Annotated in this window: 14 protein-coding genes; 7 read left to right on the forward strand and 7 right to left on the reverse strand. The window is 62.8% G+C overall.

Annotated features, from left to right (window positions below):
- Positions 1 to 329 precede the first annotated feature (329 nt).
- Positions 330 to 995 (forward strand): invasion associated locus B family protein, encoded by a 666-nt coding sequence (locus QUV21_RS03980; RefSeq protein WP_300853266.1) that lies wholly within the window; start codon positions 330 to 332, stop codon positions 993 to 995.
- A 54-nt stretch (positions 996 to 1049) separates the two neighbouring features.
- Here the strand turns inward: QUV21_RS03980 and QUV21_RS03985 are convergent, their stop codons facing one another.
- From QUV21_RS03985 to QUV21_RS04000, 4 genes are read right to left on the reverse strand one after another with little or no spacing between them, the layout of a single operon-like run.
- Positions 1050 to 2252: a beta-ketoacyl-[acyl-carrier-protein] synthase family protein gene (locus QUV21_RS03985; protein WP_300853267.1), complete on the reverse strand. Its 1203-nt coding sequence runs from the start codon at positions 2250 to 2252 to the stop codon at positions 1050 to 1052.
- Positions 2249 to 2539: a phosphopantetheine-binding protein gene (locus tag QUV21_RS03990; protein WP_300853269.1), complete on the reverse strand. Its 291-nt coding sequence runs from the start codon at positions 2537 to 2539 to the stop codon at positions 2249 to 2251. The genes QUV21_RS03985 and QUV21_RS03990 overlap by 4 nt, the downstream gene beginning before the upstream one ends.
- 24 nt (positions 2540 to 2563) lie before the next feature.
- Entirely contained in the window at positions 2564 to 3655 is a 1092-nt protein-coding gene (locus QUV21_RS03995) for a UDP-3-O-(3-hydroxymyristoyl)glucosamine N-acyltransferase (protein ID WP_300853271.1), read from the reverse strand.
- 33 nt (positions 3656 to 3688) lie between these two features.
- Positions 3689 to 5233, reverse strand: coding sequence for a L,D-transpeptidase family protein (locus tag QUV21_RS04000; protein WP_300853487.1), 1545 nt, complete (start codon positions 5231 to 5233; stop codon positions 3689 to 3691).
- 420 nt (positions 5234 to 5653) lie between these two features.
- Between QUV21_RS04000 and QUV21_RS04005 the strand changes: the two genes are divergently transcribed.
- Positions 5654 to 6223 (forward strand): DUF882 domain-containing protein, encoded by a 570-nt coding sequence (locus tag QUV21_RS04005; protein WP_300853273.1) that lies wholly within the window; start codon positions 5654 to 5656, stop codon positions 6221 to 6223.
- A gap of 66 nt (positions 6224 to 6289) precedes the next feature.
- On the opposite strand, the gene QUV21_RS04010 is transcribed toward QUV21_RS04005, so the two are convergent.
- Together QUV21_RS04010 and QUV21_RS04015 are read right to left on the reverse strand one after the other, a co-directional pair.
- A complete protein-coding gene (locus tag QUV21_RS04010) occupies positions 6290 to 7036 on the reverse strand; it encodes an RlmE family RNA methyltransferase (protein ID WP_300853274.1) in 747 nt (248 codons plus the stop codon).
- Positions 7033 to 8175 (reverse strand): Ppx/GppA phosphatase family protein, encoded by a 1143-nt coding sequence (locus QUV21_RS04015; RefSeq protein WP_300853276.1) that lies wholly within the window; start codon positions 8173 to 8175, stop codon positions 7033 to 7035. Before QUV21_RS04015 ends, QUV21_RS04010 begins: the two co-directional genes overlap by 4 nt.
- A gap of 184 nt (positions 8176 to 8359) precedes the next feature.
- Between QUV21_RS04015 and QUV21_RS04020 the strand changes: the two genes are divergently transcribed.
- The 5 genes from QUV21_RS04020 (at position 8360) to QUV21_RS04040 (ending at position 11560) form a co-directional block, all read left to right on the forward strand.
- Entirely contained in the window at positions 8360 to 8728 is a 369-nt protein-coding gene (locus QUV21_RS04020; RefSeq protein WP_300853277.1) for a hypothetical protein, read from the forward strand.
- 18 nt (positions 8729 to 8746) lie between these two features.
- Positions 8747 to 9064, forward strand: coding sequence for an outer membrane beta-barrel protein (locus tag QUV21_RS04025; protein ID WP_300853278.1), 318 nt, complete (start codon positions 8747 to 8749; stop codon positions 9062 to 9064).
- Between the two features lie 250 nt (positions 9065 to 9314).
- Positions 9315 to 9617 carry a virulence factor gene (locus QUV21_RS04030; protein ID WP_300853280.1) on the forward strand — a complete coding sequence of 101 codons (303 nt, stop codon included), beginning with the start codon at positions 9315 to 9317 and terminating at the stop codon, positions 9615 to 9617.
- 38 nt (positions 9618 to 9655) lie between these two features.
- Positions 9656 to 10564: a methylenetetrahydrofolate reductase gene (locus QUV21_RS04035; RefSeq protein WP_300853281.1), complete on the forward strand. Its 909-nt coding sequence runs from the start codon at positions 9656 to 9658 to the stop codon at positions 10562 to 10564.
- 15 nt (positions 10565 to 10579) lie between these two features.
- Positions 10580 to 11560: a methyltetrahydrofolate cobalamin methyltransferase gene (locus QUV21_RS04040; RefSeq protein ID WP_300853283.1), complete on the forward strand. Its 981-nt coding sequence runs from the start codon at positions 10580 to 10582 to the stop codon at positions 11558 to 11560.
- A gap of 10 nt (positions 11561 to 11570) precedes the next feature.
- Here the strand turns inward: QUV21_RS04040 and QUV21_RS04045 are convergent, their stop codons facing one another.
- The gene (locus QUV21_RS04045; RefSeq protein WP_300853284.1) at positions 11571 to 12299 is read right to left on the reverse strand and encodes a GNAT family N-acyltransferase; all 729 of its coding nucleotides are present in this window, start codon (positions 12297 to 12299) and stop codon (positions 11571 to 11573) included.
- Positions 12300 to 12332: the final 33 nt, after the last annotated feature.

A 12332-nucleotide genomic window follows, 5' to 3' on the forward strand; every position in this document is an offset into this window, starting at 1 on the left:
TGTGGACTGGCCGCGCCCTTGAAAAGGCGCGGTTTTTTTATGACGTCCACATGACTGACCCCGGCAGAATCCCGTTGACGGGCCTCAAAATCCGCCGTAGCGTCCGAACCCATGAAGTCGGCCAGTCCGACAGGGAGCAATAAGAAAATTCGAAAAGGGCCGGTTCTGCTGGCCCTTTTTCATTCTTTTTCCCGGTTGCGGAATGTGGCTTGCCCAAGCCTTGAGGCAGAACCCCGCTGAAGCGCGCTTTCCGACCTGACTTGGCCAGCCGGTCATGCTAATGACCTGCCACAATTACCGTCCGACCAAAGGATCCGCCCAAGATGGCAATGACCAAGACCACTGCGCTTGCCCTTTTTCTTGCCCTGACCGCAACGCCGTTGATGGCCCAGACGACAGAAGCCCCCGCCTCCGATGAAGCCGCAGCAACGGATACCATCGCCGACGCTGCCACTGCCGACGGGCTGTCGATGGGGACGGAACTTGGAGGCGGCGACGGGATTGGGGACACCTATACCGCCGCCAACTTTGAGGCATGGGAACAGCGTTGCGTGCGCACCGAAAGCGGGATTGACCCATGTCAGCTTTACATGCTGTTGAAGGATCAGGATGACAATTCGGTGGCCGAGTTCACCATGTTCGGCCTGCCCAAGGGCTCGCCGGGGCCAGCCGTCGCCGGGGCTACCTTCATTGCACCGCTTGAAACGCTGCTGACCGCCGGCATGACGCTGCAGATCGACAGCGCCAAGCCCAAGGCCTATCCCTTCACCTTCTGCACCCAGATCGGCTGCGTGGCACGGCTTGGCTTTACCGCCGAGGAAGTGGCGCAGATGAAGAAGGGGGCGGCGGCGACGATCGTGATCGTGCCTTTTGTCGCACCCGACAAACAGGTGGAACTGAAAGTGTCGCTGAAAGGCTTTACCGCCGGGCTTGCGGCGGTCGATGCTGCCAATGATGCGGCCGATGCGGCGACAGCCCCCGCGGGCAACGAATAGCGCAGCGCTGAACTGCGCATGCACGGCCGGTCCGAATGGGCCGGCCGTTTGCGTTCAGGCCGCGCGAAAGGCCAGAACCGCGTTCAGCCCGCCGAAGGCAAAAGCATTCGACAACACCACCTTCGGGCTGGCGACGCGCGCATCGTTCGCCACCACATCCAGCGCACAATCCGGATCCGCACCGAGATAGCCGATCGTCGGGGGCAGGATCCCTTTGGTCAGTGCAAGGATGCAGGCAATGGCCTCCAACGCGCCGGTCGCCCCGATGGCATGGCCGTGCATGGATTTGGTCGCAGAAACAGGGGGCGGCGCCGCACCGAAAACCTCAAGGATTGCAAGGGTTTCCGACCGATCATTCACCAAGGTGCCGGTGCCGTGCGCGTTGATATGGCCAATGTCGTCGCGGTCCAGGCCGGCATCCTTGAGCGCGGCCAGCATGGCACGGACTGCACCGCCCGGATCGGGGGCCACGATGTCGCCAGCGTCAGCGTTCATGCCGAACCCGGCCACCTCGGCCAGAATGCTCGCACCACGGGCGCGGGCGTGGTCTTCTGCCTCGAATACCAGCATCCCGGCCCCGTCGCCGATCACCATCCCCTTGCGACCAAGCGAGAATGGGCGGCATGCATCGGGGGCCAGCACGCGCAGTCCCTCCCATGCCTTGACCCCGCCAAAGCACAGCATCGCCTCGGCCCCGCCTGTCAGCATCACGTCCGCCGCGCCAAGCCTGATCTGTTGCAGCGCAAGGCCCATCGCGTGATTGGCGCCGGCACAGGCCGATGACACCGACAGGACCGGCCCCTGAAGCCCATGCGCAATCGACAGGTGCGAGGCGGCGGCATTGTGCATCAAGCGCGGCACCACAAGGGGCGAGACGCGGGACTTCCCTTCGGCGAAGACCGCGCGGTAGCTGTCCTCCCATGTGCTGATCCCGCCAGCCGCCGTGCCAAGGATCACCCCACCCCGCGGCCCAAGGCCCGCAGAATGGTCCGATGGAAGGCCCGCCATCGCCATCGCCTCGGCCCCCGCGACCAGCGCGTATTGGGTCACCCGGTCAAAAAGCGGCAGGCGCGCGGGGTCGAGATCGGGCGCCCAGTCACGAACCTCGGCACCGATGCGGATGGTCAGACGGTCTGCGTCACGGCAGGTCAGAGGGCCGATCCCCGGACGGCCTTCCGCGAGTGCGGCAAAGGTTCCCGGAACATCCTTGGCCAGCGCGTTCACGGTGCCGATGCCCGTTATGACGACCCGTCTCATGCCCGATCGGCAATAAGTTTCGCCACACCGTCAACGATATCCGGGACCGAGGCAAAGTCGAACTCTGGCAGGTCGGGTTCATTGGCGTTGAAAGGGATGGTGATCCCGAAGCGTTCTTCCAGCGCAAAGATCGCCTCGACCTTGCCCAGACTGTCAAGGCCAAGGTCATCAACCCGCGCGTCTGGCGAAACCCCTGACGAGGGCAGCAGCAACTGAGCCGCCAGAATCTCGATCACCGCCGTTTCGATTTCTGCCCGCACTTCTGGCTGCACCTTTGTCTGCCTCAATTCCCGGCTGCCCGTCAGGGTTTCCTACTCGGCTTCCGGGGCGAAGGGAACGCCCTTCTCCAGGGCGGCCACCCGGCTGGCAAGGCGCGGCAGGCGGCGCAGCGCCTTTTGCATTTCGACATGCGTCTCCATCTTGACCGCCGGGTATCCCAGAAGCACGCGCCCCGCCGGAGCGTTGGTGAATATCTTGGTGGCACCGCCCGCAATCACGTCATTGCCAACGAAGATGTTGTCATTGACGCCGCATTGCCCGCCAAGCACCACCCGGTCCCCGATCCGGGCCGATCCGGCGATGCCAACCTGCCCGCAAAGCAGGCAGTCGCGCCCGATCTGGACGTTGTGGCCAATGTGGACAAGGTTATCAAGCTTGGTGCCGGACCCGACGGACGTGTCGCGGATCGTGCCACGATCGATACAGACGTTCGCGCCGATTTCCACGTCATCCCCAATGCTTACAGCCCCAAGCGAATGAATCCGCGTCCAGTTTTGTTCCTTGATGTCAGCGCGGCTGCCAAGGGTTTCGCGGATCTCTTCGACCCCGGACCTTTCGGGTGTCACAAAGGAAAACCCGTCCGCACCTATGACGGCACCGGGCTGGCAGATGAAGCGGTCACCGATGGTGACCCGCGCACCGATCCGCGCACCTTGCAGGATCAGGCAATCCGCGCCGACCCGCGCCCCCTCGGCGATGGAGGCATGGCTGACAATCCGCGCACTCGGCCCAAGAACCACACCCGCGCCGATGGTGACAAATGGGCCGATCGCAGCACCCGGGCCGATCTCGGCCGAGGGATGCACGATGGCCATCGGATGCACGCCGGGCGCCAGATCCGGGCCGGGGTCCATCAGCCGCGTCAGGCCCGCCATGGCCAGCCGCCCGCGCGGGGCAAAGATCACAGCCTTCAGGCCCATCGCCTGCCAGTCGGCACCCGGCCAGACCATTGCAGCCCGGGCCTGCCCCCTGATGATCCCGTCGCCGTAGCGCGGGTCCATCGCAAGCGCCAGATCATCGGGGCCAGCCGCCTGCGGTTCGGCCGCGTAAGTAACCGTCAGGTCAAGATCGCCCGCCGCCTCGGCCCCAAGGGCCAGCGCGATATCACGGATGGTGTGCGGCATGGCAAAGCTCCGGCTGCGTCCCTGGCGGCAGGATTACCCCTGAACCCCGGCCAAGGCCACCCCGGCTTCGGCCAGCGCGTTGAACAGCGCCGCATCCCGGCCATAGACATCACGGCGATACCCGATCCGGCCCTTGGCGTCCGGGTAGGCCGTGAAATAGACCAGATGCACCGGCACGGACTTTTGCAGCTTTACCGTGGTTTCCTTGCCAGACTTCAGGTGGACCTGAAATTCATCTTCCGGGGCATCGGATTGAAGCGCAAGCAGCGCATAGGCCAGATCGAAGGGATCGGCCACCCGGATGCAGCCATGACTGTAGGCGCGCACGTCATGGCCAAACAGGGATTTGGACGGAGTATCATGCAGATAGATGTTATGGACATTGGGGAACATGAACTTCACCTTCCCCAGCGCATTGCCATCCGATGGCGGCTGGCGCAGGCCGAAGGGAAAGCTGCGCGCCGAATAGGCGGCGAAGTTGACCGCCCCGCGCGGCACCACCCTGCCCCGCCCGTCGATGACCTGAAGGTGGCCGACCGCATTGGGGTTCTGTTGCAGCAGGGGCAGATATTCCTTGACGATGATCGAGCGTGGCACCCCCCATGACGGGTTTATGACCATATGTTCCATCTGGTCGGAAAATTCCGGGCTGCGCTGGTCAGGGACGTTCTTGCCGATCACCACGCGGGTATCAAAGACCGTGCGGCCGCCGTCGATGATCTTGGCGCGGAAGTCGGGCAGATTGACCCAGATGTGGCGGGTGCTGCGGTCGATATCCATCCAGCGTTCGCGTTCAAGGGCGACGATCACGGATTTCAGACGCCCCTCTGCCGGGATGTTCAGTTCAAGGATGGTGCCTTCCCCGGCGCGACCATCGGCGACAAGCCCATGACTGATCTGGAAATTCTGCACCGCCGTCTGCAAGGTGCGATCGTAGCTGGCGGTTGCGGTCGGGGCCAGATAGCCCATCTTGATCAACCGGTCGCGCAGCGCCACGACGGCCGGTCCGGTCATGCCCTGCTCCAGCGGGCTGACCGCGAGCGGCGCGCCCCAGCCACCGGCGGCAATTTCCGCCTCAAGCCGGATTTTCGCCTTCATCAGATGCAGATAGGCGGGCGAGTGGGGCAGAAGCCGGGCCAGCACCGTCTCGGCCTTGCCATTGGCAAGGCGTGACAACAGGGTCCGCGGGTCGATCCGGTCGATCTCTCTGACAATGCCGGCATCAACCCTGGCGGGGTCGATCGCGCCCGAGGTCAGGTCGCGCGCCCATGCCAGATAGGCGCGAGTCATCGCAACTTCGAGCCGCCCCCGGTCACCTTCGGTCGTCGCCGCGCGCAGGGCGCCGGCAAGGGCCGCAGCGTCATAGCGCTGCACCGGAAGCCCGTGATCCGCAGCAGTGGCGATGGCGGTCAGAAAGGCCTGACGGCGTTCTGCATCATCGGCACCGGTCCAGAGCGGTTCATAGCCGGTCTTGCGATACCATTCGGCGATGACCTCATTGTCAGACGCGGCGGCGGCAAGGGATTGTGAAAAGGCTGAAGCCTGCGCCAGCACAGGTGTGGCATCAAGCGGAGCCATCACAAGGGCCAACGACAGGACAAGCGCACGCCGGGGCAGAGCTTGCAGCAGGAAAAGGTTCATTCGGCCCTCATTCTCAATCACTTGGCCAACGAATTGGCGTATGGCTCATGTTTTCGTGAAAATGGGACGACTGTCCATTCACAAACCTGTCTATCTGCGAAGTTGCGGTTGGATTGTTTCCACCCCATGGACAGTCTGAGGGCAACCGATGCAAACCGACAACAGCCGCCGAGTTTTCGTGCCATTTGTCCGGCGTTCAGCGAAAATTTGCCGATTAAGGTTGTGCTGGGGAACCGGCGGGCAATCTGCGCTTGGGCTTCGATTCGTCTTGTGCAATAACACCGTTGCACTTGGGGAAGAAGTTGCACGAAAGCTGCGCTAAGGCAGTCAAAGACAGCTACGGGGACAGGCGTTAGAATGACGGATCAACGGACTTACGGTGTCACGCGGCGTGGCCTTCTTGGCGTGTTCGCGGCAACCGCAGTGATGGCAGCACCGACCTATTCAAATGCTTTCGGGCTGTTGAAAGGGTCAGGCGATATTCGCCGTATCCGGATGTATTCGGGCCGCACGGGTGAAAGCCTTGACACGATCTACTGGATCGATGGCGAATACGTTCCGGAAGTCCTGAAGGAAATCAACTACTTCATGCGTGATTGGCGTTCCGACGATACCACCCGGATCGACATGCGGACCATCGACATCATGGCCGCGTCGCACCGGCTGATGGATGTCTCTGAACCCTACATGCTCTTGTCGGGCTACCGGTCGGCCAAGACCAATGCGATGCTGCGCTCAAAGTCGCGCGGGGTGGCGAAGAACTCGCTGCACATGGTTGGTCAGGCGGCTGACCTGCGGCTGAAGTCGCGGTCGGTTGGCCAGATGGCCAAGGCGGCAGTGGCTTGTGCTTCCGGTGGCGTTGGAAAATACTCGCGGTCGAACTTCGTGCATATGGATTGCGGTCCGGTTCGCAGCTGGGGCGGCTGAAACAGCCGTTACTGTGGAAAAACGGCGCCCTCGGGCGCCTTTTTCATTTGAATTTTAGGGATCGGATCAGTCTTCAGGATCATCCTGCCCTGGCCGGTCCGCCAGCTCGCGCCCGCGAAACCCCATGGCCACCACAAATTTCTCCGAACTGTCGGCTCGGCTGGCAGGGGGTTTGACGTTCGCCACCTTGCGGAAGTTCTTCTTCAGCAGGGTCTGCATCTGGTTTTCCGCGCCCCCGGCAAGAACCTTGGCAACAAAGGTGCCGTCGTCTTCCAGCACGTCAAAGGCAAAGGCCAGCGCCGCTTCGACCAGTGCCACGATCCGGAGGTGATCGGTCGCCTTGTGGCCACTGGCCGAGGCAGCCATGTCCGACATCACCACATCGGCACGGCCCCCAAGCCAGCCCTTGACCTTGTCATCGGCATCATCGGCCAGAAAATCCAGCTGATGGATCTCGGCGCCGGAAATCGGTTCCACCTCTTGCAGGTCGATCCCCAGAACGGTGCCGATGGGTTTTTTCGGGTTCTGCCCCAAGGCGTTCACCCGTTCGACCGCGATCTGGCACCAGCCCCCCGGCGCGCAGCCAAGGTCCACCACCCGCGCTCCGGGCTTCAGGAATCCGTAGCGGTCATCCAGTTCAAGGATCTTGTAGGCCGCGCGGCCGCGATAGCCCTCTTTCTTGGCGCGGATGACATAGGGGTCATTCAACTGGCGTTCGAGCCAGAGCGTTGACGACAGTTTCCTGCCCTTGGCGGTCTTGACCCGCACCCGAAGTTCCCGCTGGCCGCGGCCCGAGGTCGGTTTTTCCGTCATGTGTAAGGCCCGTCCCCAAGAATGCCGTCGCTGCTCATCTGCGCATAAAGAAGCCCCTCCCTAAGCCCCCGGTCGGCCACCGACAAGCGGTCCGTCGGCCATATCCGCATAAGCGCCTGCAAGATCGCCGCCCCCGACATGATCAACGCATGCCGGTCACGGCCGATCCGAGGGTCATTGCGGCGGCCCTCGGGGCCAAGCGACAGGTAATCGCGGATCACGATGTCGATCTGGTCCGAGGTCATCTGCAACCCGTCCACCTTGGCCCGGTCATAGCGCTTGAGGTTCAGGAAACTGGCCGCAACCGTGGTGACCGTGCCAGAGGTGCCGACGATCTGGAACCCTTCGCGGGGGTTTTCGGCATTGTAGGGGCTGAAGCTGGCAAGGTTCTCTTCGAAAAACCAGCTCATCAGCGCAAAGCGGGCGGCGTCGTCATCCACGTCGATGAACTGGTCTTTCAGCGTCGCCACCCCAAGTGGCACCGAAATCCAGTCCACCACCCGCGCCACGGCCCCTTCGCCCTGGGCATCAAAGCCCATGTGCAGACGCATGATCGCCTTTGGCCGGTCATGCGGCGCAACGGCCGACAGGTCGATCCACACCAGTTCTGTAGACCCGCCGCCGATATCCACGACAAGAAGCTGCTCGGTCGTGGGGCTGACGAGGGGCGCGCAGGAAATGACGGCAAGCCGCGCCTCTTCCTCGGGGGCGATGATCTCCAGCGAGAGGCCGGTTTCGCGGCGCACCTGGCGGATGAAATCACGGGCATTGCGCGCGCGGCGGCAGGCTTCGGTCGCAACCAGACGCATGCGACGGACAGAGTGCTTTTCCAGCTTCTTTTCGCAGATCCGAAGCGCCTGTATCGTGCGCAGCATCGAAGACCGGCTCAGCCGGCCCGAAGCTTCAAGCCCAACGCCAAGCTGGACCGACTTAGAAAAGCTGTCCAAGATGACGAACTGACTGCCCTGAGGTTGGGCAATCAGCATCCGGCAAGAGTTCGTACCAAGATCAAGCGCCGCGTAAAGCGGGGCTGACCCTGGGTCAGTCAGGGCAGACGGAGCATCGGCGCGGGAAACATCCTCGGGCGTCTCGACCTGCGCGTCAGTTGCGTCCGCCCTATGGGGACGCTCGGGCGTCATGCCGCCCTCCATATTTGGTTAAAGTGGAAGGTAGTTGTCTTTTGCCTTCATGACAAGCATCACCGTCCGGGCTGGCCAAGCAGAAAGTCGTATTTCTATATGCCTGCCGTCACCACATCGGCAGCGGGCCAGGGCCGCACTATGCGCAGCGTCCAAGACTCTCTATGATATCAGAATTTAGTGCATGGAGATCATGATGACATCCCAAACCAGACTACTGGGCGCTGCCCTTCTTTTCGCTCTGGCTTCCCTGCCCGTATCTGCCGGCGGACCAGTGACGCCGGTTGAAGAACCGATGATCGCGCCGATTGCGGATGTGCAAGACTGGCAAGGCCTGCATTTCGGCATCGCGGCCTCACGTCCGAATGGTGACAACTTCTTTGCCGAGCGTGGTGAAAGCGCCGCATCTAACCCGGACGATTTTTCAGGCACCTTTCCCACCGTTTCTGCGGGCTACGACTGGCAGCGCGGCAATCTGGTCTACGGCGTGGCGCTCGCGATTTCTTCCGGGGAGATCACTGCCAACCCGACAACGAGCGTCAACTTCTTCTGACCCGGTTGCGAAACCAGCGTGGAAAAACTTGCTACCCTGCGCGGTCGCCTTGGGTGGGCCTTGGGCAAGACGCTGATCTTTGGCAGCGCTGGTGCTACGCGCGCCGATGCCATGGGGACTGCCAATGACGGCACCAGTGTCTTGGGCGAGGACAGCCTCTCGGGCTGGACCGCAGGAATTGGCGTGGAACATTTCGTCACCCGGAAAATCACAGTCTCGGCCGAATACCTGCACACGGACCTTGGGCGGCTGGAACTGCCGACGGTATGTGTTGCCCAATGTTACACGGATGTAAGCTTTGGCCGACTGCAACTGGGCCTGAACTACCGCTTCTGATACCGGCATTCTGCGACACTTGAACCGGCCCCCGTGATTGGGGGCCGGTTCTGTTTCTGACCGAGCTTCATTTCCTTTATGAAGATTTCTCAGATCCCGCATGCTGGCGTCCGGCCATGCGGTTGGTTAACCTCGCCGCATGCGACCGGCGGGGTCGCATCCATCATACGCCATGTCGAAAACCGACACCGGCTGTCGTGGATCGGCGACTATCAGTAGCAGCAGGCAAGCCAAGGGGAATCACCGGATCATGGCCGAAGTCACCATCGTCTACTGGCGCGACATCCCGGCTCAGGTCATCGTCGGCAAGGGCCGGCGCGGATCGAAGATCCAGCTTTCCGAGCGTTTCGAACAAGCCATCGACCGCTGCGCCATGAAGGTCGGTGCGCGCGATACCGACAGCTATCTTGCCGAATGGCGCAAGGCGGTGGTCGGTGAGATCGAGGGTGATCCCGACCAGATCGTCGCCACCGAAGCCGCGCGTCTGGAAGCCGAGTTTGACACCGCGCGCCTGAAATTGCTGATCGAATCGGATGGCTGGGCCAAGGCCTGAGCCGCATGTCCCTGCCCCCGACCCTCAAGGAGACCGTGATGGCCCTGTTCAACTTCCGCCGCAAGGACGACGCACCCGCAGCACAGCCGCTGGAGGCCTTTCTCAAGGGCTACTCCATCGAGGTGATGCCGCGCACCGCCGAAAAGGTCGAAACCTTCCGCGATATCCTGCCCACCGGCACCCGCGTCTATATCGCCCATATCGACGGCACCCCGATCGAGGAAATGGTCGCCACCGCCAGACGGATCGGGGCCGAAGGCTTTGACGTGATGCCGCATTTCCCGGCGCGGATCATCAAGGACAAGGCGACGTTGACCGATTGGGTCGCGCGCTACAAGGATGTGGGCGTGAAGCAGGGCCTGCTTCTGGCCGGTGGCGTGGCCCAGCCGGTTGGCGACTTCGCAACCTCGATGCAACTGCTTGAATCCGGCGCGTTTGGTGGCTTTGAGCGTCTGCATGTCGCCGGTCACCCGGAAGGCAACAAGGATATCGACCCCGACGGATCGGACCGCATGGTGATGGAAGCCGCGCGCTGGAAATCGGCGTTCATGGAGCGGACGGATGCCCAGATGGCGATGGCGACCCAGTTCTGCTTTGAGGCCGAACCGGTCATCGCATGGGTCAACCGGTTGCAGGCCGAAGGCGTGAAGCTGCCGGTGCATATCGGCATCGCCGGCCCGGCCAAGCTGCAAACCCTGATCAAGTTCGCCATTGCCTGCGGGGTTGGACCCAGCCTGCGCGTTTTGCAAAAGCGGGCTATGGACGTGACCAAACTGCTCCTGCCCTATGAACCGACCGAGGTTCTGGCTGGCCTTGCCGCCGAAAAGGCCGCCAATCCCGATTTCGGGATCGAACAGGTCCATTTCTTCCCCCTGGGTGGCATAAAGACCAATGCCCAGTGGGTCACCGACAATGGCGGCGCCTCTGGCGTTCCCGCAAACGCATAAGAGATAGGTTGAAGAATGACCCGCACTGTCATTGAATCCAAAACGAAAACCGTGATCATCGGCTTTGATGAGCCCTTCTGCGTGATCGGGGAACGGATCAACCCCACGGGGCGCAAGAAGCTGGCGGCGGAACTGGAGGCGGGCAACTTCGAGACCGTGATCAAGGATGCGCTGGAACAGGTGGCCTGCGGGGCGACGGTGCTTGACGTGAACTCGGGCGCGGTCTTCACCAACAAGATGGCCACCGACCCGCGCTATGCCGACAACAACTTCGTCGAGCCGCCGCTCATGAAAGCCCTGATCGAGATCATCCAGCAGACGGTCGACGTGCCTTTGTGCATCGACTCGTCGGTGCCGGGCGCGCTGGAAGCGGGGCTGATGGCCTGCGAGGGCCGCCCGCTTCTGAACTCCGTCACCGGCGAGGAAGACCGTCTGGAACTGGTTCTGCCGCTGGTCAAGAAATACAACGTGCCGGTAGTGGCGATTTCCAACGACGATACCGGCATCAGCCAGGATCCCGATGTGCGTTTTGCGGTGGCGAAAAAGATCGTCGAGCGCGCTGCCGATTACGGAATTCCGGCGCATGATATCGTGGTTGACCCGCTGGTCATGCCGGTCGGAGCAATGGGCTCGGCGGGCCAGCAGGTCTTCGCGCTGGTGCGGCGTTTGCGTGAGGAGTTGGGCGTGAACACCACCTGTGGCGCGTCAAACATCAGCTTTGGCCTGCCGCACCGTCACGGGATCAACGGCGCCTTCCTGCCGATGGCGATTGGTGCCGGCATGACATCCGCGATCATGAACCCCGTCCGCCAGCAGGAAATGGAGGCGATCCGCGCCGCCAACTTCCTCATGAACCATGACGCCAACGGCGGCGAATGGATCCGCTTTGCCAAGGTGCTGGAAGCGGTGGAAGGCGGCATGACCTTCGCCGAAGCCTCGTCCGCCGCCAGCCAGGCCGCAGGCGGGCGTCGTGGCGGGCGTCGCGGACGGGCCTGATCGGCCCGCACTACCGTGCAACCGCCCGCAAGGATGCCGCGCGGGCGGGCGGAACCCGGTCCACCTCGACACAGGTAAAGACGTGGAGCGTGTCCAGTTCGCGGTCCACGACCGCATGGTCACTGACCCAGCCGCCCATGCCCAGATAGGTCCGCAGCAAGGGTGGCAGCGCTGCAAGTGACGTTCGGCGGTCAACAACCGGCCCCGCCAGAGCCGGGAAATCGACCACTTCGGCCGCCTTGTACCCCGGTCGGTGCGCCTCTGGTCCCAGAAACTCGGCCGCCAGAAGTGCCAGACCCGCCTTATGCGGCCGCCAGTCCGCACCCCGGAACGACGCGCAGCCGACCAGAAGCCCCGCCTGCCCTTCATCCACCAGCCGCGTCATTGCCCCCCATGCCAGACGCAGGACATCCGGATGCACTCCACCCGGGGCAAGGCAAAAGCGGCCCATCTCGGCAATCGGTCGGCCGTAGCGTTCCAGCGGGGCCACATCGTAAAAGCGTGCCGCATAGCCCTGCGCCAGCCCCGCACCCCAGCCAAACAGCATGACGCGGAAATAGCCAAGCAGTTCTCCTGCGGCGCTTTCAACCATGACATGCGCCGAAAGCGCGTCCTGGGCATCTTCTTCCTGCCCGCTCGTCCGGGAAAAGGCAGCCCGGCGGAAATCAAGCACCCGGGCAAGGTCGGCCGACCCATCTGCCAGCCGCGCCACCAATCCGCCCCGCTTCACTGGCTGCACACCCTTTCCCCCCGCCAAACCACATCCTAGATT

Source organism: Tabrizicola sp., assembly GCF_030373185.1.
Classification (GTDB): Bacteria; Pseudomonadota; Alphaproteobacteria; order Rhodobacterales; family Rhodobacteraceae; genus Tabrizicola.

Excerpts from the sequence above, each read along its gene's own strand:
- QUV21_RS03980 (WP_300853266.1), top strand. The coding sequence starts at position 330 with ATGACCAAGACCACTGCGCTTGCCCTTTTTCTTGCCCTGACCGCAACG.
- QUV21_RS03985 (WP_300853267.1), bottom strand. The coding sequence starts at position 2,252 with ATGAGACGGGTCGTCATAACGGGCATCGGCACCGTGAACGCGCTGGCC.
- QUV21_RS03995 (WP_300853271.1), bottom strand. The coding sequence starts at position 3,655 with ATGCCGCACACCATCCGTGATATCGCGCTGGCCCTTGGGGCCGAGGCG.
- QUV21_RS04000 (WP_300853487.1), bottom strand. The coding sequence starts at position 5,233 with ATGGCTCCGCTTGATGCCACACCTGTGCTGGCGCAGGCTTCAGCCTTT.
- QUV21_RS04005 (WP_300853273.1), top strand. The coding sequence starts at position 5,654 with ATGACGGATCAACGGACTTACGGTGTCACGCGGCGTGGCCTTCTTGGC.
- QUV21_RS04010 (WP_300853274.1), bottom strand. The coding sequence starts at position 7,036 with ATGACGGAAAAACCGACCTCGGGCCGCGGCCAGCGGGAACTTCGGGTG.
- QUV21_RS04015 (WP_300853276.1), bottom strand. The coding sequence starts at position 8,175 with ATGACGCCCGAGCGTCCCCATAGGGCGGACGCAACTGACGCGCAGGTC.
- QUV21_RS04020 (WP_300853277.1), top strand. The coding sequence starts at position 8,360 with ATGGAGATCATGATGACATCCCAAACCAGACTACTGGGCGCTGCCCTT.
- QUV21_RS04030 (WP_300853280.1), top strand. The coding sequence starts at position 9,315 with ATGGCCGAAGTCACCATCGTCTACTGGCGCGACATCCCGGCTCAGGTC.
- QUV21_RS04035 (WP_300853281.1), top strand. The coding sequence starts at position 9,656 with ATGGCCCTGTTCAACTTCCGCCGCAAGGACGACGCACCCGCAGCACAG.
- QUV21_RS04040 (WP_300853283.1), top strand. The coding sequence starts at position 10,580 with ATGACCCGCACTGTCATTGAATCCAAAACGAAAACCGTGATCATCGGC.